Source organism: Thermocrispum sp. (assembly GCF_002919275.1).
GTDB lineage: Bacteria > Actinomycetota > Actinomycetes > Mycobacteriales > Pseudonocardiaceae > Thermocrispum > Thermocrispum agreste.
The window spans coordinates 37139-54902 of record NZ_PKFA01000055.1 but is presented as its reverse complement, the minus strand read 5'-3'; the positions used below and the strand labels follow the sequence as shown (position 1 = coordinate 54902).

The 17764-nt window shown below is 69.6% G+C and carries 18 protein-coding genes and 1 pseudogene; 9 read left to right on the top strand and 10 right to left on the bottom strand.

Annotated elements, in window-relative coordinates; translation table 11 throughout:
- Nucleotides 1–313: 313 nt before the first annotated feature.
- Nucleotides 314–1939 carry a chaperonin GroEL gene (gene groL, locus CXP56_RS13650; protein WP_028848662.1) on the top strand — a complete coding sequence of 542 codons (1626 nt, stop codon included), beginning with the start codon at nucleotides 314–316 and terminating at the stop codon, nucleotides 1937–1939.
- 414 nt (nucleotides 1940–2353) lie between these two features.
- Here the strand turns inward: groL and CXP56_RS19075 are convergent, their stop codons facing one another.
- From CXP56_RS19075 to CXP56_RS13640, 3 genes are all read right to left on the bottom strand, one after another.
- The gene (locus CXP56_RS19075; RefSeq protein WP_353744563.1) at nucleotides 2354–2542 is read right to left on the bottom strand and encodes a DUF5701 family protein; all 189 of its coding nucleotides are present in this window, start codon (nucleotides 2540–2542) and stop codon (nucleotides 2354–2356) included.
- Nucleotides 2543–2544: 2 nt separating this feature from the next.
- A complete protein-coding gene (locus tag CXP56_RS13645) occupies nucleotides 2545–2745 on the bottom strand; it encodes a DUF5701 family protein (protein ID WP_028848663.1) in 201 nt (66 codons plus the stop codon).
- Between the two features lie 412 nt (nucleotides 2746–3157).
- On the bottom strand, nucleotides 3158–3367 hold the full coding sequence (locus CXP56_RS13640) for a PspC domain-containing protein (RefSeq protein ID WP_028848664.1): 210 nt from the start codon (nucleotides 3365–3367) through the stop codon (nucleotides 3158–3160).
- Between the two features lie 173 nt (nucleotides 3368–3540).
- Here CXP56_RS13640 and CXP56_RS13635 point away from each other — a divergent pair, with 173 nt between their 5' ends.
- On the top strand, nucleotides 3541–4128 hold the full coding sequence (locus tag CXP56_RS13635) for a type 1 glutamine amidotransferase domain-containing protein (protein WP_286901346.1): 588 nt from the start codon (nucleotides 3541–3543) through the stop codon (nucleotides 4126–4128).
- Nucleotides 4129–4396: 268 nt separating this feature from the next.
- On the opposite strand, the gene CXP56_RS13630 is transcribed toward CXP56_RS13635, so the two are convergent.
- From CXP56_RS13630 to CXP56_RS13620, 3 genes and pseudogenes are all read right to left on the bottom strand, one after another.
- Nucleotides 4397–4585 (bottom strand): DUF397 domain-containing protein, encoded by a 189-nt coding sequence (locus CXP56_RS13630; RefSeq protein ID WP_028848666.1) that lies wholly within the window; start codon nucleotides 4583–4585, stop codon nucleotides 4397–4399.
- A complete protein-coding gene (locus CXP56_RS13625; protein ID WP_156899336.1) occupies nucleotides 4567–5169 on the bottom strand; it encodes a DUF5753 domain-containing protein in 603 nt (200 codons plus the stop codon). Before CXP56_RS13625 ends, CXP56_RS13630 begins: the two co-directional genes overlap by 19 nt.
- Nucleotides 5146–5274 (bottom strand): annotated as a pseudogene (locus CXP56_RS13620) (helix-turn-helix domain-containing protein); the annotation flags it as partial. The gene CXP56_RS13625 and the pseudogene CXP56_RS13620, both read right to left, overlap by 24 nt.
- A 150-nt stretch (nucleotides 5275–5424) precedes the next feature.
- On the opposite strand from CXP56_RS13620, the gene CXP56_RS13615 reads away from it, so the two are divergent.
- Together CXP56_RS13615 and CXP56_RS13610 are read left to right on the top strand one after the other, a co-directional pair.
- A complete protein-coding gene (locus CXP56_RS13615) occupies nucleotides 5425–5643 on the top strand; it encodes a hypothetical protein (protein ID WP_028848668.1) in 219 nt (72 codons plus the stop codon).
- The gene (locus tag CXP56_RS13610; protein ID WP_286901344.1) at nucleotides 5640–5870 is read left to right on the top strand and encodes a hypothetical protein; all 231 of its coding nucleotides are present in this window, start codon (nucleotides 5640–5642) and stop codon (nucleotides 5868–5870) included. Before CXP56_RS13615 ends, CXP56_RS13610 begins: the two co-directional genes overlap by 4 nt.
- 388 nt (nucleotides 5871–6258) lie before the next feature.
- Here CXP56_RS13610 and CXP56_RS13605 read toward each other — a convergent pair whose 3' ends face one another.
- The 3 genes from CXP56_RS13605 to CXP56_RS13595 form a co-directional block, all read right to left on the bottom strand.
- Nucleotides 6259–6423, bottom strand: coding sequence for a hypothetical protein (locus tag CXP56_RS13605; protein WP_156899338.1), 165 nt, complete (start codon nucleotides 6421–6423; stop codon nucleotides 6259–6261).
- A 201-nt stretch (nucleotides 6424–6624) separates the two neighbouring features.
- On the bottom strand, nucleotides 6625–8265 hold the full coding sequence (locus CXP56_RS13600) for a DNA repair helicase XPB (RefSeq protein ID WP_028848670.1): 1641 nt from the start codon (nucleotides 8263–8265) through the stop codon (nucleotides 6625–6627).
- Nucleotides 8266–8310: 45 nt separating this feature from the next.
- Nucleotides 8311–9246 carry an ABC transporter substrate-binding protein gene (locus tag CXP56_RS13595; RefSeq protein WP_286901340.1) on the bottom strand — a complete coding sequence of 312 codons (936 nt, stop codon included), beginning with the start codon at nucleotides 9244–9246 and terminating at the stop codon, nucleotides 8311–8313.
- 445 nt (nucleotides 9247–9691) lie between these two features.
- On the opposite strand from CXP56_RS13595, the gene CXP56_RS13590 reads away from it, so the two are divergent.
- Genes CXP56_RS13590 through CXP56_RS13580 form a run of 3 tightly spaced genes read left to right on the top strand, consistent with a single transcriptional unit; the run spans nucleotide 9692 to nucleotide 13472 of the window.
- Nucleotides 9692–12664: a sensor histidine kinase gene (locus CXP56_RS13590; protein ID WP_286901338.1), complete on the top strand. Its 2973-nt coding sequence runs from the start codon at nucleotides 9692–9694 to the stop codon at nucleotides 12662–12664.
- The gene (locus tag CXP56_RS13585) at nucleotides 12661–13062 is read left to right on the top strand and encodes a roadblock/LC7 domain-containing protein (protein ID WP_028848671.1); all 402 of its coding nucleotides are present in this window, start codon (nucleotides 12661–12663) and stop codon (nucleotides 13060–13062) included. Before CXP56_RS13590 ends, CXP56_RS13585 begins: the two co-directional genes overlap by 4 nt.
- A 14-nt stretch (nucleotides 13063–13076) precedes the next feature.
- A complete protein-coding gene (locus CXP56_RS13580) occupies nucleotides 13077–13472 on the top strand; it encodes a DUF742 domain-containing protein (protein ID WP_084609340.1) in 396 nt (131 codons plus the stop codon).
- A gap of 148 nt (nucleotides 13473–13620) precedes the next feature.
- Here the strand turns inward: CXP56_RS13580 and CXP56_RS13575 are convergent, their stop codons facing one another.
- On the bottom strand, nucleotides 13621–15909 hold the full coding sequence (locus CXP56_RS13575) for a helicase-associated domain-containing protein (RefSeq protein ID WP_028848673.1): 2289 nt from the start codon (nucleotides 15907–15909) through the stop codon (nucleotides 13621–13623).
- A 105-nt stretch (nucleotides 15910–16014) separates the two neighbouring features.
- Here CXP56_RS13575 and CXP56_RS13570 point away from each other — a divergent pair, with 105 nt between their 5' ends.
- Both CXP56_RS13570 and CXP56_RS13565 read left to right on the top strand, forming a co-directional pair.
- Nucleotides 16015–16233: a hypothetical protein gene (locus CXP56_RS13570; RefSeq protein WP_211227676.1), complete on the top strand. Its 219-nt coding sequence runs from the start codon at nucleotides 16015–16017 to the stop codon at nucleotides 16231–16233.
- A gap of 59 nt (nucleotides 16234–16292) precedes the next feature.
- The gene (locus CXP56_RS13565; RefSeq protein ID WP_286901332.1) at nucleotides 16293–17687 is read left to right on the top strand and encodes an NAD-dependent malic enzyme; all 1395 of its coding nucleotides are present in this window, start codon (nucleotides 16293–16295) and stop codon (nucleotides 17685–17687) included.
- Nucleotides 17688–17764 lie beyond the last annotated feature (77 nt).

Below are 17764 nucleotides of genomic sequence, written 5' to 3'. Positions count from 1 at the left end.
TGCATGGATCAGGGGCTCCAGCCTGCCGCAGGGCCGTGCGTGGGTGGTGTCCGATCTCCGTCGAGGGCCGTTGTCACCGGCTCGGTGGGAGACCTCTCAACACGGGACCCCGAAGTTGCACTCGAAGACCGAGAGTGCTAAACACGGAGTTGGCACTCTCACCGTGAGAGTGCTAGGTCGGGACGGTGAGGCCGCTTCCGTTGAGGAGCCGGTCGTCCGTCGCGGGCACCGAGCCTGGCCAAGCTGTAAGAGTCCTGCCGTGCGGCCGTGGAAGCTGCCGTCACGGCGCCCAATACCGGAGGACCGTACCGACATGGCCAAATTGATCGCGTTCGACGAGGACGCCCGCCGCGGTCTCGAGCGCGGCCTGAACACCCTCGCCGAAGCCGTCAAGGTGACGCTGGGCCCGCGTGGCCGCAACGTCGTGCTCGAGAAGAAGTGGGGCGCGCCGACCATCACCAACGACGGTGTTTCCATCGCCAAGGAGATCGAGCTCGAGGACCCGTGGGAGAAGATCGGGGCCGAGCTGGTCAAGGAAGTCGCCAAGAAGACCGACGATGTCGCCGGCGACGGCACCACCACGGCCACCGTGCTGGCTCAGGCCCTGGTGAAGGAAGGCTTGCGCAACGTCGCCGCTGGTGCTGACCCGGTTGCCCTCAAGCGTGGCATCGAGCAGGCCGTCGAGGCGGTGACCGAGCAGCTGCACAAGTCCGCCAAGGAGGTCGAGACCAAGGAGCAGATCGCCGCCACGGCGTCCATCTCCGCGGCCGACCGCACCATCGGTGAGCTGATCGCCGAGGCCCTGGACAAGGTGGGCAAGGAAGGCGTCGTCACCGTCGAGGAGTCGCAGACCTTCGGCCTGGAGCTGGAGCTCACCGAGGGTATGCGCTTCGACAAGGGCTACATCTCGGGTTACTTCGTCACGGACGCGGAGCGCCAGGAGTGCGTCCTGGAGGAGCCGTACATCCTGCTGTACGGGTCGAAGATCTCCAACGTCAAGGACCTTCTCCCGATCCTGGAGAAGGTCATGCAGACCAACAAGCCGCTGCTGATCATCGCCGAGGACGTCGAGGGTGAGGCGCTGGCCACCCTGGTCGTCAACAAGATCCGCGGCACGTTCAAGTCCGCTGCCGTGAAGGCTCCGGGCTTCGGCGACCGCCGCAAGGCGATCCTGCAGGACATCGCGATCCTGACCGGCGGCCAGGTCATCACCGAGGACGTCGGCCTGAAGCTGGAGAACGCCGACCTGTCGCTGCTGGGCAAGGCCCGCAAGGCGGTCATCACCAAGGACGAGACCACCATCGTCGAGGGTGCCGGCGACGCGGACCAGATCCAGGGCCGGGTCAACCAGATCCGCACCGAGATCGAGAACTCCGACTCCGACTACGACCGTGAGAAGCTGCAGGAGCGGCTGGCCAAGCTGGCCGGCGGTGTGGCCGTCATCAAGGCCGGTGCCGCCACCGAGGTCGAGCTGAAGGAGCGCAAGCACCGCATCGAGGACGCGGTGCGCAACGCGAAGGCCGCGGTCGAGGAGGGCATCGTCGCCGGCGGTGGTGTGGCGCTGCTGCAGGCGTCCAAGGCCGCGTTCGACGGGCTGAAGCTCGAGGGTGACGAGGCCACCGGTGCCAACATCGTCAAGGTCGCGGTGGAGGCCCCGCTCAAGCAGATCGCCATCAACAGCGGTCTCGAGGGCGGCGTCGTGGTGGAGAAGGTCAAGACCCTGCCCGAGGGCCACGGCCTGAACGCCGCCACCGGCGAGTACGAGGACCTGATCGCGGCCGGCGTGATCGACCCGGCCAAGGTGACCCGTTCTGCCCTGCAGAACGCCGCCTCGATCGCCGCGCTGTTCCTGACCACCGAGGCCGTCGTCGCCGACAAGCCGGAGAAGGAGAAGGCTGCCGCCGACCCGTCCGGTGGCATGGGCGGCATGGACTTCTGACGGTCACGCGAGGTGTGAACCTCCGGCGGCCGTCAAGGTCGACCACGCAAAAGGCCCGGGTGCGCGCACCCGGGCCTTTTTCGCGTGCCGACACCGAACGTGTTCGTGGGAGTGGGTTGGCTCCTCCTGGCATCCACGGCGGAATCCCACGCTGGTGCTGTCTCCGCGACCTTTTACGCGTGCTGGCACGGGCTCGGTGGGCGTCTGGCGGGTCTTGGGTGGTTGGTCGACGGCTGCGGGCTGTCCGGCAGGTTTCGAGTGGTCATGCGTCGGCTGGGCGTTCGTCGTGGTCCGGGCAGTCTTCGACCGGCCCGGGTGGCTGCCCGGCACGTCCTGGGGGCTTGCTAGGCGAGTCCGATGCGTTCGGCGCACGAGGCCGAGCCGGGGCCAGGTGTGCGGGTTGCCCGCCCAGCATCAGCCCAGCTTCGGGGCCTGTTGCTGATCCACAGCGCAGGCCCCGCTTGTTCCCGCGCAGGCCCTCGACTTGTCCCTGCCACGAGATGCCAGCAAAAAGAAGCAGTTGGTCCTCTCCAGCGACGCGGGGTACTGGGTGATGAACGCGATGCGTACGGCGACCGTCAGCGGCGATCCGCCCTGCTCCAGGATCAGAGCAGCGGCAGGGCCTTGTTCGGCGTCACGTTCACGGTCGCCGCACCCTGGTGGACATCGGTGATCAGGTAGGCGTCGCCTGCGGGCACGGCGACGTCGTCGATGGGCTGGAAGCGGTCGATGTCCTCCGGCTCGAAGACGCTGAATTCCGCTTTGCCGCCGAGCTCGGTGCAGGCGATCTGATCGGGGATCGGCACGAGCTTGGGCTGACGACAAGGGTGAAGGGCACCCGAGCGCGAGTGGGCTCGCCGGGTAGGGCGGACTCACGCAGCGGCGTGACCAGCTTGAGCTCGTGCGGTGGTATGGCTAGCTCGGGCTTGTGCGGTGGTGCGATTGGCTCGGGCTTGTGCGGCGCAACCAGCTCGCGGAATTCGGATTCGGTCAGCCCGGCGGCCGCCGGATACCCCTTGTCGACGAGCTTCCGCACCTGGCGATCGAACTCGGCTACGGCATCGAGGGGAGCTGGCCCACGTACCTCCTGGTCGGCCGACGGCGTCAAGGCCTTCAACGGGGCGGCCGCTCCCGTTGTTCCAGGTGGTTCCCGGTCGTCGGCCTGCTCGGCCGGTGACCGTCGTGCCACCCCCGGCGTCGATGCCAGGGCAGCGCCGGTCACTCGCTGGGCATGAGTATCCAGCAGATGGCGTAGACCACCGCCGGTGTGCCGATCCCGACGACGGTGGCAACAGCCAGCAGGATGCGCAGCAGGGCGGCGTCCATGCCGAGGTACTGGGCCCAGCCCCCGCACACGCCGGCCACTATCCGGTCGGTCTCGCTCCGGCGCAGTCGTTTCGGGCCGGCGGAGTTCGATTCGGTCGTCATGGCTCCACCCTCGCCGACATCGGTCCGGCGCACATCGGGGAGCGACCCTGAGTCGACCCTGAATCCGACCTGGCCACGCCTCGGGGCTGCCCGGCACGACGGCAAGACGGCGGCGAGGTTTGACCGACCCGGTGGCCGTGCAACCCCGCTGGTACCGATTCGAGGAGGTAGCAGTGGCCGACACCCTGCAAGGCAAGACGATCGCTTTCGTGGCCGCCCCGGAGGGCACCGAACAGGTCGAACTGACCGAACCGTGGCAGGCGGTCGAACGGGCAGGTGGTACGCCGAAGCTGCTGTCCACCCAGCCCGGTTCCATTCAGGCGTTCGACCACCTGGAGCCCGCCGACGAGTTCTCGGTGGACGACAGCGTGGAAGCCGCTTCGGTGGACGACTACGACGGGCTGGTTCTCCCCGGCGGGGTCGCCAACCCGGACATCCTGCGCACCAACCCGGCGGTGGTGCGGTTCGTCGGCGAGTTCTTCTCCCGCGGGCTGCCGGTCGCCGCGATCTGCCACGCGCCGTGGACGCTGATCGAGGCCGACGTGGTACGCGGCCGTCGGCTGACCTCGTGGCCGAGCCTGCGTACCGACTTGATCAACGCGGGCGCGGAGTGGGTCGACGAGGAAGTCGTGGTGGACAACGGCCTGGTGACCAGCCGCAAGCCGGGCGACCTGCCGGCGTTCTGCGCCAAGATGGTCGAGGAGTTCGCCGAAGGCAAGCACGCCGGCCAAGCCAGCGGAGCAGCCGCGGCCAAGACCTGACGACCAGGGCCGGGCGCCATGTCTGAGGGCAAGCCCTGACCTGAGGCCACGCCCTGAGGTCAAGCCCTGACCTGAGGCAAGCCCTGAGGCGGTGGTGGTCGGTACGTGCTCCGCATTCCGGCTCGGTACGCCTGCTGAAGACCGGACCGGGTGCGTGGCTCGGCAAACGACACCACCGGGCGCTGAGGCTTCGTCACGCCCGACGTCTGCGGAATGACCTCTGGCTACCAGGAACCCTGGAGCCAGAGGTCTTCCGTGTCAGACAGTGTCAGAATTCGCCTTTGATGACGCCGTCTTTGAAGGCTTCCCACTCTGTCTTGGTGAAGCGCAGCACGGGCCCCTCGCGATCCTTGGAGTCGCGGACGAGCACGGTGTCACCGTCGAAGGCGACCTCGACGCACGCGCCGGTGGCAGACGACCGGGACGACTTGCGCCAGGTCAGCCCTTGCTGCTCCATTCTTCTGCTACCTCCTGTATGAGTTCAACTGACTGCCGACGCGACAGTGCCTCAGCGCGGATCAGATTCCACCGATATTTGGTGTATTCAACGATCTCACGATCGTTGATCAGTACGCCGTGCACCGGTGAGTCCGCGTACGCGTACTCCTGGCCCTCGACGGTGGCGATGCCGAATGACCCGTCCAAATGCGTGTAGATGCCGCAATTGATAGGAATCACTTGGATGATCAGCCGATTGGCGAGCTCGACCACGTGCTCAAGCTGCTTCGCCATGATTTCCGGGCCGCCCACGAGGTTGCGTAAAGCCCGCTCATCGATCAGGGCTACGTAATCGATGTCCTTACTCAGTACCGACTGTCGTTTCAGTCTGGCAACTACCTTGTTCTCGTTGTCGAGCAGCGCACGTACGTAATCCTCGAGCTGCATCAGGCCAGGTACAAACGACAGGTCGAACCACAAGATGTGGCTGGCCTGCTGCTCCACGTCGAACCACGACCTGAGCCACTCCGGCGTCAGGTCGTACGTCAGCGCGTACTGACGCAGACGAGTCAGCAGCCCGTCCGTCTTGAGCACGTCGTCCATCACCCGGACGAACTGCTCACTCGGCGGCTTGTCGCCGCATTCGACCTTCTCGATCAGGCTCGTCGAGAAGGCCGAGGCTTCGGCGAGTTGCTCGCGGGTGAGGCCGGCACGTTCCCGCGCGCCGCAGCTCGCTGGCGAGCAATCCCATCACGTCGGTCACACCCCCAAGACTCTGGTCCCCACAGTTGACCCACACAACCACCGTGGGTGTGTGGTCCGTTTCACAGTGTAGTCGACGCCACCGACAATTTCGGCATGACATGGCTTTCGGGATCGTGCTCGTCCACCTACGGCGCGGCCTACGTGATCACCGACGCCTATCCGGAAGGGGTGATCCGCATCAGTGACGAGGACGTCCGCGCGGACCAGATGAGTGACGATGGCGGGTACGCGGACGAAGCGGAGCGGCAGCGGGTCGTGCTGGACGAAAGCGTCGGCTTTCCGCGCGTGGAACGGGGGCTCTACCAGCCGTGATCGAGCAGAACCGGGAGTTGCTCACCCAAGTGGCGAGTGTCAACCCGGGCATGGTGTCCACGCTGCTTGCTCTCGACGGGCAGTTGCGGACCGGGCCGCTGCCGCCGCCACAAGTACTCCACCACTACGGCCAGCTCATCTGCCGCTTGGGGGCGGCCATCATCGCGCACGCCGAGCGGCAGAACGCCGCGGCCATCGAGCCGGGCGACCTGCCGGACCGGGCCTAGCCGGTCGAGGCCGACACCGTCACGTCCGGAAGCCGCGGCCGTCCCTGGCGCGGGGCGAACCTGGCCTGGTGCCGCCGGGCACGCCGGCTGAGCCGCCGGCTCCCATCGGTCGACAGTCGCGCAAGCGCAAGCGACGACATCCGGACGACGCCGAATGCCGCACGACCCACACGGCACGGGAACGGCACAACGAGAAGGGCGCCGAGACCACAAAGAACGAGGCCCTGCCGTCCCCTCTCGGGATCGGCAGGGCCTCTTCAGCTGTGCCGCAGCGGCGGTATCCCCGATCACCCCCATCCGCTGCGACCTCGCTGACGGGGCGACCCGGACGCGGCTAGGAGAAACCGACTGGGACTGCGAGACACCTCGGTGCGTCCGGGTGCCCGGGTCAGTGGGTCGGACGCGCCGTACGGTGCGCCCGACGGCTCTCCTTGCGGGCCTTGCGCTCCGCGCGGCGGGCAAGCGCCTGCTTTCCGACGCGCTGGGCGGTGGCCTCCGCGCGCAACGTCACGGCCCGGTCGGCGGCGAGCTGCTGGTAGATGTAGTCGTGCATTGCGGGCCTCCTACTTCTGGTCTGCTACCAGGTTCTCGGTAAGGCCCACCCCCTGGCATCGGTCATTCACCCCGAGATGCCGGGCACACCGCCGCCGGCCGCGGCGACAGGTAAGGGATTACGTAGCTCGACGTGACCGGCCTCGCATGATCCCTTACCCTGCCGGGCTTGATCGCTAAGGGGTCACGTGACCTGCGGAAATCAGCCGTCGAAGGCTTCCGCGTCGCGGATGGTGTACGCGTAGCCCTGTTCGGCGAGGAAGCGCTGCCGATGCGCTGCGTAGTCGGCGTCCACGGTGTCGCGGGCGACGATCGAATAGAAGTGCGCCTGCCGCCCGTCCGCCTTGGGCCGCAGCAGCCTGCCCAGCCGTTGCGCCTCCTCCTGCCGTGACCCGAAGGTGCCGGAGATCTGGATGGCCACCGCCGCCTCCGGCAGGTCGATGGAGAAGTTCGCCACCTTCGACACCACCAGCGTGCGGAGCTCGCCAGAGCGGAACGCGTCGAACAGCCGCTCCCGCTCCGCGGTGCGGGTCGACCCCTGCAGCACCGGGGCGTCCAGCTCAGCGCCGATTTCCTCCAGCTGCTCCAGGTACGCGCCGATGATCAGCACCTGCTCGCCGGCGTGCCGCTGCAGGATCGACTTGATCACCCGCATCTTGGACCGCGCCGTGGAGCAGATGCGATACCGCTGGTCGGCATCCGCCGTGGCGTACGCCATCCGCTCGGAGTCGGTCAGGGTCACGCGGACCTCGATACATTCCGCCGGGGCGATCCAGCCCTGCTGCTCGATGTCCCGCCACGGCACGTCGTACCGCTTCGGGCCGATGAGGGAGAACACGTCACCCTCCCGACCGTCCTCGCGCACCAGCGTGGCCGTCAACCCCAGTCGGCGCCGGGACTGCAGCTCGGCGGTCATCCGGAACACCGGCGCGGGCAGCAGATGCACCTCGTCGTAGATCACCAGGCCCCAGTCGCGGGAGTCGAACAGCTCCATGTGCCGGTAGGCGCCTTTGGTCTTGCGGGTCAGCACCTGGTAGGTGGCGATGGTGACCGGGCGGATCTCCTTCCGCTCGCCGGAGTACTCGCCGATCTCGTTCTCCGTCAGCGACGTGCGGGCGAGCAGTTCACGCTTCCACTGCCTGCCCGCGACCGTGTTGGTGACCATGATCAACGTGGTCGCCTCGGCCCTGGCCATCGCGGCGGCGCCGACCAGCGTCTTGCCCGCGCCGCACGGCAGGACCACGACGCCGGAGCCGCCCGCCCAGAAGGCGTCCGCCGCTTGGCGCTGGTAGTCACGCAGCTGCCAGCCTTCCTCCCGCAGCTTGATCGGGTGCGACTCGCCGTCGACGTAGCCGGCGTGGTCCTCCGCGGGCCAGCCGATCTTGAGCAACGCCTGCTTGAGCCTGCCCCGCTCGGACGGGTGCACGGCGACGGTGTCCTCGTCGATCCGGTCCCCGAGCATCGGGGCGATCTTCTTGTTGCGCAGGACCTCCTCCAGCACCGCCCGGTCGGTGGTGGTCATGACCAGGCCGTGCGCCGGATGGTTGATCAGTTGCAGCCGGCCGAACCGCGCCATCGTGTCGACCACGTCGATCAGCAGCGGCTGCGGGACCGGGAAGCGCGAATACCGGGTCAGCGCGTCCACGACCTGTTCGGCGTCGTGCCCGGCGGCACGCGCGTTCCACAGCGCAAGCGGCGTGATGCGGTAGGTGTGCACGTGCTCAGGTGCACGTTCGAGCTCGGCGAACGGCGCGATGGCCATGCGAGCTTCCTCGGCGCCGGGGTGGTCGACCTCGAGCAGTACGGTCTTGTCCGACTGGACGATCAACGGACCAGTGCTCATCCGTCCTTTATAACCGCGTGCGCCGGGCAGCCTGCGTCCGGTGCGTCATGCTACGGCGCCGACCCCGTCCTGCTGAGGCAGCATCGAGGCCACGTCGACCCGTTCGGACACCACGCCTGCCCGGTAGAACAAGTCGGCCGCGCGCTGCAGCCGGACTTCGTTCAGCGACGTGGGGAACGTGCCGAGGGCCACCAGCTGCGTGGTGGTCGGATCCACCCCGGTCAGCTCGCTCAGCTCCGCGCGCACGACGGCGCCGTTGGTGGCCAGTTCCTGAGACTTGACGAGCGCACGACGGAACGCCGCATACACCTCCGGCTGCTGGCGCGCGTGATCATGCGCCGCCACATATGACGAGAGCGGGAAATCGAGCAATGCGCCCCGCGCGGTGTCCATGACGACCTCGGCGCCGTACTCCTTCTGGGCCTTGCTGATGTCCGGCTCGGTCATCCAGGCCGCGTCGATCCGCCCGCTGCGCAGCGCCGAGATCTGCTCCGCATAGCGCATTTCGACGAACGTGATCCGCTCCGGGTCGACGCCCTCGGTGGCCAGCCGCAACCGGGTGGCCAGCTTGCCGAACGGGTGGCCGGGCGCGATGCCGATGACCGGTTTCGGCCTGCGGGTGGGCGCTTCGTAGTCGCGCCCCGGCAACGCCACCAGCGCCATCGTGTCCGGCCCGCACGCGTAGGCCTCGCCTTGCAGCTCGAACCGGGCACCACCCGCGGCCCGGCGCAGCATCACGTAGTTGCTTGCCAGTCCGACGTCCGCGCTGCCGTCCAGAACGGCCCGCAGCACCTCGTCGTCGGTGGCGCTGTCCACCACCTGGACATCCAGGCCCTCCGCCGCGAAGACTCCGCGCTTCACCCCGAGCCGCAGCGGCACGCTGTCGATGGACGACGTCGCGGCGACACGGAGAGTGTGCTGCTCGGGCTGATACGGCCGTTCGGGTGAGATCACCGAACACGAGACGGCGAGCAACGCCACGCACAAGCCCGCTCCGATCGCTGGCCACCGCCGGAGCCGCCGGATGAGCGTCACGTGCATCGTCGCCGTCCAAACCCGGGATCGTGCAGGTCTTGGCGGATTCTAGCCAGCTGAGCGGTGGCGAATCAGCCGCTCATCGGCGGGTCGATCGGGCGAATGATCGGGCAAATCGGACGTCATGCACGGTGCGTCGGCACGCGCGGCTGCACGTGCGGGCTGCTTTCCTCGCCTTCGTTTGGGCATTACTCTCCAGGCGTTCTCACTCGTTCCCATGAACAACCACAGTGTTCGCGAACCCGTCGGGGGCGCGGGGGATCGCGGAGCGTGACGAGGCACCACCGAAAGGGGCGTAGTGCGGCAGAACGGCCAGGAGGGTGATGCGGTGGCGCGCGCACCCGAACCTGAGCGTGCTGGACGCGATCGGCTGGGCACCAAGATCGCACAGATGCGCCGTACCCGCTCCGGGACGCCGTGGCGGCTGCGGAACTGGTCGCTGCGCACCAAGCTGGTTGCGGTCCTGCTCATCCCAACGCTGACCGCGCTGGTGCTGATGGGCGTGCACTTCGACAGCAAGCTGCGCGCGGCGAACAGCCTCACCGAGCTGTCGGCGCGGGTGACGGCAGATCGGGCCATGTCCAACGTGGTGCACGCGCTGCAGCGGGAACGAGATCTCACCGTGCGCTACGTGGCCAACGGGCGCAGGTCCGCCGAGGCCGACGAGATCGCCGAGCAGCGGCGCCGGGTGAACATCCGGGTCGGCACCTTCAGCCGCGTCTACGCCTCGGTCAAATCGAAGATGGACGACGCGGCCGTGCAGGACCTGGACCGGATCCGCCAGGAGCTCAACGGCCTGTCCCGGCTGCGTTACGGTGCCGAGCACGACAAGTACCCGGCGAGCAAGGTGCTGGCCGGCTACAGCGCGTTGATCGCGGAGATGCTGGCCACCCGCGGGCGCACGGTGACCGCGGTGAGCGAACCGGAGCTGGTGCGGCTGCAGCTGGCCGCCACCGCGGTGAGCCGGATCAAGGAACAGCTGTCGATCACCCGCGGCCTGGTCGACGAGGCGCTGGCGGTCGGCAAGCTGTCCGTGGACGCCCGGCGCGAGCTGGCCGGGGCGAACTCCGACCTGGAGGCATGGCGCAGCGAGTTCGAGACGTTCGCCACCGAAGAGCACAAGCGCATGTATGCCGACAAAGTGACGGGCATGCTGGTCGACCAGCGCAACGAGCTGCTGGACACGGTGGTGGCGCGCAGCGAGAACGGCCGCTCGCTGCAGGGCATCGACCGCTCCCAGTGGGACACCGCGGCGACCTACACGTCGAACCTGGTCTTCGAGGTGGAGCAGGCGCTGCAGGCCGAGATGCAGGAACGCACCGACGCGCTGGCCGACGAGGCTCGCACCTCCGCGCTCCGGGACGGCGGCATCGTGCTCGTGTTGCTCGGCTTCGCCGCACTGCTGGCCGTGGTCATCGGGCGTTCACTGCTCCGCCCGCTGCGCACCCTGCGCAGCACCGCGCTGGAGGTGGCCGAGTTCCGGCTGCCTGCGGCGGTGCACGGGTTGCTGGCCAGCCCGCGCGGCCCGCGCAAGACCGACGTCGCGCCGGTGCCGGTGGACAGCACGGAAGAGGTCGGACAGGTGGCGCGGGCGTTCGACGCGGTGCACGCCGAAGCCGTACGGCTGGCCGCCGAGCAGGCCGAGCTCCGGCAGAACGTCAACGCCATGTTCCTCAACCTGGCCCGCCGCGGGCAGGAGCTGGCCGAGCGGCAGCTGGACGTGCTGGACGGCATGGAAGCCGACGAGCAGGACCCGGACCGGCTGGAGAAGCTGTTCGAGCTGGATCACCTGGCCACCAGGTCGCGCCGGGTGGCGGAGAACCTGCTGGTGCTCACCGGCAACGACTTCGCCAGGATGCTGCCGGGCGCGATCCCCGCGTCCGAGGTGATGGCCGCCTCGCTGTCGGAGATCGAGCACTACCAACGCGTCCAGCTGTCCACCATCCCGGAGATCGCGGTGCGCGGCGACGTGGTCGGCGACGTGGTGCACGTGATCTCCGAGTTGCTGGAGAACGCCACCAACGAGTCCGGAGATGAACCGGTGTCGGTGGTCAGCTCGATCACCCGGGACGGCGCCTGGATGGTGGAGATCACCGACCGCGGCGAGGGCATGTCCGACGAGGAGCTCGAGCGGGCCAACGCCCGGCTGGCCAACCCGCCGGAGATCGACGTGGAGGCGTCCCGTCGGATGGGGCTGTACGTGGTGGCCCGCCTCGCTCGCCGCAACGGGCTGGAAGTGCGGTTGCGGCACGCGCCGACCGGCGGCCTGACCGCCGTGGTGGTGGTGCCTGCGCGGTTGATCAGCGAGGTGCCGCCCAGCGGCACCCGGCGCCGCGACGAGGACGATCCGAACCGACCGCTGGACTGGCTGGAGACGGCGTCGCGCAGGCAGGCCGTGCGGGAGGCGCACACCGCGCAGATGCGGGACTCGTCCCGTGCGGTGCGGGACACCTCCGGACCGGTGCGGGATGCGTCTGCGCCGCCGCGGGTCGCGCCGATCGAACAGCGGCCCAGCCCGAAGCTGGTGCAGGACAGCCCGCTGGAGGAGGACGGCCCCACCGAACGCATGCCCGCGTACCGGGACCTGCTCACCAAGTGGTTCGAGCAGGTGCAATCCGGGCTGCGCGAACGGGCACGTGACGCGGACGACGGGGACGACTCCGTGGACGAGAATCAGCTGGGCGTGCTCGCCGAGCCGGACCTGGCCACCCCGGGCAAGCAGGCAGAACGCCGTGGCGAACCCACCCGGCCGCCATCGCCGGAACCGCCGACCAAGCCCGGGTACCATCCGGTGCGGCTGCCCTCCGGCGGTGAGGTCACCGAGCAGGACGACGCCGGCTCGGACGCGGGGACCCGTCGGCAGGACATCGACGATCGGCTGGCCGGGCGACCGTCTGGCGGGCCGGAACTGGACGCGCGCACGGTCCGCATGACGCGGCGGCAACACGCGGCAATCGAAGTGAGCGCGCAGCTCGCGGAACAGCGAGCGGCGGCGGGGCGAACCCACGCCGAGTCCGACCGCGTCTCTCATGACGGGCGGGACAACGGGCCGAACGGCGCCGGGCACACCCACCACGGTGACCGTTCGCAGCAGTCGGCCGGGGACCAGGCGGCCGACGGTGCGCTCCGGGCGGGCGGCGACCCCGATCGGACGACGTCCGCGACGGTGCGTAATCGGCCGATCTCCCGTGCTCCGGACGCGGTACGCGTCCGCATGAAAAGTCTGGCCGAAGGTCGCCGAAGGGCTCGACAGGCCGGGCGCGACGAATACTCTGAGTCGGGACGTTCAGCGACCGCCGGATCCCCGCGGCACCAGTGGCCGGCGAACGGCGCAGGAACGGGAGGCGAGAAGGAGGGTCAGTGACCGCGTCCGCTGGGCAGGCCGCGGCCGGGTACGGCTGGCTGGTTTCGGATTTCGTCCAGCGGGTCGCAGGAGTCGCTCATGCGGTCATCGTCGCGCCGGACGGGCGCTTGCGCGCCGGGTCCCCGCGACTGCGGCCGGAGCGGGCCGAGCAGCTGTGCTCGATCGCGGCACGGCTGATGCGGCTGACGGAGGAGGCCGCCACGTCGTTCAAGGGCGGGGCGGTCGCGCAGACGGTAGTGGAGATGGAGCTCGGGTACCTGTTGCTCACGTCGATCGGCGACGGCTCGGCGCTCGTGGCGCTGGCGTCACCCAACTGCGACCTGGGTGACGTGGCCTACGAGATGGCCACGCTGGTGGACCTGATCAACGAGCGGCTCGGCTCCGGGCAGACGTGGTGAGGAGCGTGACGCGGATGGACGGACCGACCAGGTATCCGGTTGCCGGTGCCGCCGGGGCCCCTGCCCAGCGGCATGTGTCGCTGGCCAGGCCGTACGCCCGCACCGGTGGCAGGACCAGGCCTGGCCAGGATCTGTCCCTGGAAGCGCTGGTCACCACGAGCGAGCAGGGCCGCAGGTACGAGGGTGCGCGGACCGAGGAGCACCGCAGGATCTGCGATTTCTGCACCTCCGCGCGCACCCTGGCGGACATCGTGGCCGAGCTGCAGCTGCCGCTCGGCGTGGTCAAGGTGATCGTGGCCGACATGGCCGCCGAAGGGCTGGTACTGGTGCATCAGCCCGGCCTGGCGTTCGGTGACCGCTCCTCCCGCGAGTTCATGCAGCGGCTGCTCACCAGCTTGCACGCGCTGTAGGGCGGGCTTCCGGGAGCCGAACCCGGACACCGGCGTGCGGGACCAGCTTGCACGCGCTGTGGGGCGGGCCGTCGCCGGCAATGCGCAGCCGTGCGCGAATTCGTTGCCGCCGGGCCGGCGATGCAGTGCTCCTTTCCTGGTACGAGTGTCAGTCCACGTATGCGGCTGACGTGATGCGGTGCAACGGATACCGGTCGTTGTCCGCGCCGTCGAGGATTCCGGCGCTGACCCGCACCGGGGTGACCACCCGCTGGGCAGCGGTTCCGTTGGCATCGACGTAACCGATCCACACCTGCCTGCCGGAGCGGACCGCCTCGGTGAGCAGCTGAACGGTCGCCGACGTGTCCCCGGTACCGCCCGCGTTGCGAACTCCCTCGCTGCGCCGCGCCGCGGCGGCAGCGTCCCCGGCACGCATGCGCGCCACCACCTCGGCGGCTTGTTCCTCGGACAGCGGGCGCGCCGCCGGGGCCCTCCTGCCGGGGTTGCGCGGCGGTGCCACCCGGCGACCACGCGGGGCCAGGTCGACGACCTGGCCGTCCACGCCTTCCGCCGCCGGGGAGAAGCCCGCGGCGCGCAGCCCGTCCAGCACTTCGGCCAGCGGCAGCGGGCTGACCAGCACCGTGGGGGCGATCCGGCGCAGCTGCAGGTCCTCGGCGGCCGGATGCGACACCACTTCGGCGATCAGCACCTCGTCGTCGCTGCGCAGGAACGAGGACGCCGCCCCACCGCGAAGCCTGCCGTGGCGGCGGGCGACGTCGTCGATCAAGTACGTCAGCGACTGTGGCACCGGAGTCCGCGAGCGCTTCCGGAAGAACTCGTGCAGCTCGCCCGCGGTGCGGCCGCTGTCCAGGGCGCGGCGCACGGACTGCTCGCTGATCCGGTACACCGTGGCGTGCCCGGCCGATTCGATGTCGGCGATCGCGGCCATCTCGTCGGCCAACGCCGGTTCGAGCGGGCCGGGCGCCACCACGGTGAGGTCGGCTTGCACCAGCACGTGGTCGACCGGCTCGGGAAGCGCTTGCGTCATGGCCACGGTGGCCCGCCGCCGGACGTCCTCGAGTGATTCGCCCTGCTCCGGCTCGGCCAGCAGTGCGCGCGTGGCCGAGGACACCGCGCCGAGCGCGGTCACGCCGAGGGCCGCGGCTTCCGCCAGGATCCAGCGGGCCGCGTCGTCGCGAAGCCTGCCGCCGCGCCGAGGATTCCGCCACGCCAGCAGGGCGATCAGCTCGGCGTCGTCCACGATCCCGGTGCCTGGCGGCAGGTCGGCCAGCGCCCGCAGCACCCTGCGCCGCACCGACGGCGCGGTCGGCCGGTGCAGCCGGTCGGACAGCGGTGCGGGAGCATCGCCCCGCCGCGCCGGGTTCGCGCCGTCGGACGTGGCGTCCGGCCGGTCGTGCGCCAGGCCCGGCATCCGGGGCATGTCCAGCCATGCGGCGGCCAGGGTGGTCCACCGCGCGGCCGGTCCGACCGCCAGCCAGCTGTCGGCCAGCGTCGTGGGCACGAACTCCGGGGTGGTCGAGCCGCTGTCGGCCACCAGGCCCGCGGCGAGCAGCACCTCCACCAGCAGCACCGCGCGCGGCTCGTCGACCTCCAGCTCGCGGCACACCCGGCGCACCTCGCGCACGCCGAGCCCGCCCGCCTTGAGCACCGGTGGCGGATTCTGCGACCACGACGCCAGCAGCGCGCCGACCTGGCGGCACAACTCCATCGCCTCGCCCGCGGCGGTGCGGTCGACCGACTCCTGGCCGAACGACCGGGTGCGGACTTCGGGTTCGCGCAGCGTCTCCTCGGTGAAGGCACGCCCGCCACGCAAGTACAAGCCGATCTCGCGCGGCAACTCGACCGTCTGCGTGTCGCGGCGGATCAGCAGACCGCGGGCGAGCAGGCGCTGCACCGGTGTGCGGGCGGAGTCCAGGTCGACGTCCACGGCGGCGTCGCGGGTGCGGCCGATGGGCGGGCCGGACGCCAGCTTGTCCAGCACCTTCCGCTCGTCGTCGGGCAGCCCGGTGAGCAATTCCGCCACGTCCTGGCCGGCCAGGGCAGGCAGGCTGCGCCCCAGCCCGGCGGGGAACGGCCCGAGGGCCTCGCGGACGGCCGGAAGCGTGCTGACCCCTTCGTCGGCCGACCAGCACAGGGCCAGCCGTTCCAGCGCGGCCAGATCGTCGGCCGCGTCGACGCCGAGCAGGTCGTCCACCGCGGTCTTGGCAACCGGCTCGGTGTCCGCGCCCAACAGCAGCAACGCCTCCGCGACGGCCAGCTGGCGCGCGTTGAGCTGCTCGCACGCCCTGGCCACCGATCCGGCGGTGGCGGCCCGCCTGGCCAGCACCTCGGTGTCGGCGGGCGGCGGGGTCGCCAGGTCGCGCCGAGCCATGAGCAGCGCGGCGAGCTGCTCGTCGGAGGCGGAACGCAAGACGTCGGCAAGCATCATGGCCACAATACGGAAGACGCCGTGCGACGCGTCACGACCAGGTGACCGGCCGGTCTGCGCAGGCCGGGCGGTGGAAACGCACCCGCATGCCTTAGGCTGTCGAACGCCGGTGAGATGTCGGTGTGGACAGCGGAGGATGACGTGGCTGGCGGCAAGAAGCTGAAGAAGGAGCGCATCGATCCGTCCTGGCCCCAGGTGCCCGACGGCGGGATCCCGGTGAGCGAGCTGGCCGCGGACCGGCAGGGGTCGCTGTCGCCGTTCGGCGAGGTCAGCTTCCCGCAGGAGCGGGTGCCGTACGAGCATCCGGAGACCGAGATCAACAAGACTCCGTGATCCGCTCCGGCCGCCCTCGCGACTGACGACGTTCGACGATTTCGACTGCGGAGTGTTCCATGGCTGTCCCTGGCCCCGGTTACTCGATCACGGTCCGGGTGGAAGCCCCTGCGAAGGCAAGCACGGCGGGTGACCTGACCACGACGGTCGGCCAGGTAGGCGGCGTGATCACCGCGTTCGACATCGTCGAGTCGCATGCCGACTCGATCGTCGTCGACATCACGGCGAACGTGCGGGACGCCGAGCACGCCAACGGCGTCACCGACGCGCTGGACCAGCTCGAGGGCGTGCGGGTCCGCAAGGTCTCCGACCGCACGTTCCTCATTCACCTGGGCGGCAAGATCGAGGTCACCTCGAAGGTCGCGTTGAAGAACCGCGACGACCTCTCCCGCGCCTACACGCCGGGCGTGGCCAGGGTGTGCACCGCGATCGCCAAGAACCCGGAAGACGCCCGGCGGCTGACCATCAAGCGCAACACCGTCGCGGTGGTGACCGACGGCTCCGCGGTGCTCGGCCTGGGCAACATCGGCCCGGCCGCGGCGCTGCCGGTGATGGAGGGCAAGGCCGCGCTGTTCAAGAAGTTCGCCGGGGTGGACGCCTGGCCGGTCGTGCTGGACACCCAGGACACCGAGGAGATCATCCGCACCTGCGAGATCCTGGCGCCGCAGTACGCGGGCATCAACCTGGAGGACATCAGCGCCCCGCGGTGCTTCGAGATTGAGGCCCGGCTGCGGGAGAAGCTGGACATCCCGGTGTTCCACGACGACCAGCACGGCACCGCGATCGTGGTGCTGGCGGCGTTGCGGAACGCACTGCGCGTGGTGGGCAAGCGGCTGGAGGACGTCACCATCGTCGTGTGTGGCGTCGGCGCCGCGGGCTCGGCGATCATCCGGCTGCTGCAGCTGAACAACCCCGGCAACATCGTGGCGGTCGGCCGGGACGGCATCGTCACCGAGCAGATCAACGACAAGTCGGAGAACATGCTCCGCATCGCCCGCACCACCAACAAGAACGGGCTCACCGGAACGCTGCACGACGCCCTGGTGGGCGCCGACGTGTTCATCGGGGTCTCCGCGCCGAACCTGCTCGGCGCCGAGCACGTCGCCACCATGGCCAAGGACCCGATCGTGTTCGCGCTGGCCAACCCGGACCCGGAGATCGACCCGATCGAGGCGCAGAAGCACGCCGCCGTGGTGGCCACCGGCCGCAGCGACTACCCGAACCAGATCAACAACGTGCTGGCGTTCCCCGGGGTGTTCCGCGGTCTGCTGGACGCGCACGCCAAGAACATCACCGACGAGATGCTGATCGCGGCGGCCAACGCGATCGCGGACGTGGTGGACGGCGACCGGCTCAACCCGTCGTTCATCGTGCCCAGCGTGTTCGACTCCGCCGTGGCGCCCGCGGTCGCCGAAGCGGTGAGCGCGGTGGCGCGTGGCGAGAAGCGCGACTGATCCGGCACGTCGCACGCCGGTGCCTGCCGCCGCAACCGGTCGTCGGCGGTCACGGCCCCGGTGCCGCACGATCTGGT

Excerpts from the sequence above, each read along its gene's own strand:
- CXP56_RS13580 (WP_084609340.1), top strand. The coding sequence starts at position 13,077 with ATGGACGGACCGACCAGGTATCCGGTTGCCGGTGCCGCCGGGGCCCCT.
- CXP56_RS13605 (WP_156899338.1), bottom strand. The coding sequence starts at position 6,423 with ATGCACGACTACATCTACCAGCAGCTCGCCGCCGACCGGGCCGTGACG.
- CXP56_RS13625 (WP_156899336.1), bottom strand. The coding sequence starts at position 5,169 with ATGGACGACGTGCTCAAGACGGACGGGCTGCTGACTCGTCTGCGTCAG.
- CXP56_RS13565 (WP_286901332.1), top strand. The coding sequence starts at position 16,293 with ATGGCTGTCCCTGGCCCCGGTTACTCGATCACGGTCCGGGTGGAAGCC.
- groL (WP_028848662.1), top strand. The coding sequence starts at position 314 with ATGGCCAAATTGATCGCGTTCGACGAGGACGCCCGCCGCGGTCTCGAG.
- CXP56_RS13590 (WP_286901338.1), top strand. The coding sequence starts at position 9,692 with ATGCGCCGTACCCGCTCCGGGACGCCGTGGCGGCTGCGGAACTGGTCG.
- CXP56_RS13570 (WP_211227676.1), top strand. The coding sequence starts at position 16,015 with ATGTCGGTGTGGACAGCGGAGGATGACGTGGCTGGCGGCAAGAAGCTG.
- CXP56_RS13630 (WP_028848666.1), bottom strand. The coding sequence starts at position 4,585 with ATGGAGCAGCAAGGGCTGACCTGGCGCAAGTCGTCCCGGTCGTCTGCC.
- CXP56_RS13640 (WP_028848664.1), bottom strand. The coding sequence starts at position 3,367 with ATGACGACCGAATCGAACTCCGCCGGCCCGAAACGACTGCGCCGGAGC.
- CXP56_RS13600 (WP_028848670.1), bottom strand. The coding sequence starts at position 8,265 with ATGAGCACTGGTCCGTTGATCGTCCAGTCGGACAAGACCGTACTGCTC.
- CXP56_RS13615 (WP_028848668.1), top strand. The coding sequence starts at position 5,425 with ATGACATGGCTTTCGGGATCGTGCTCGTCCACCTACGGCGCGGCCTAC.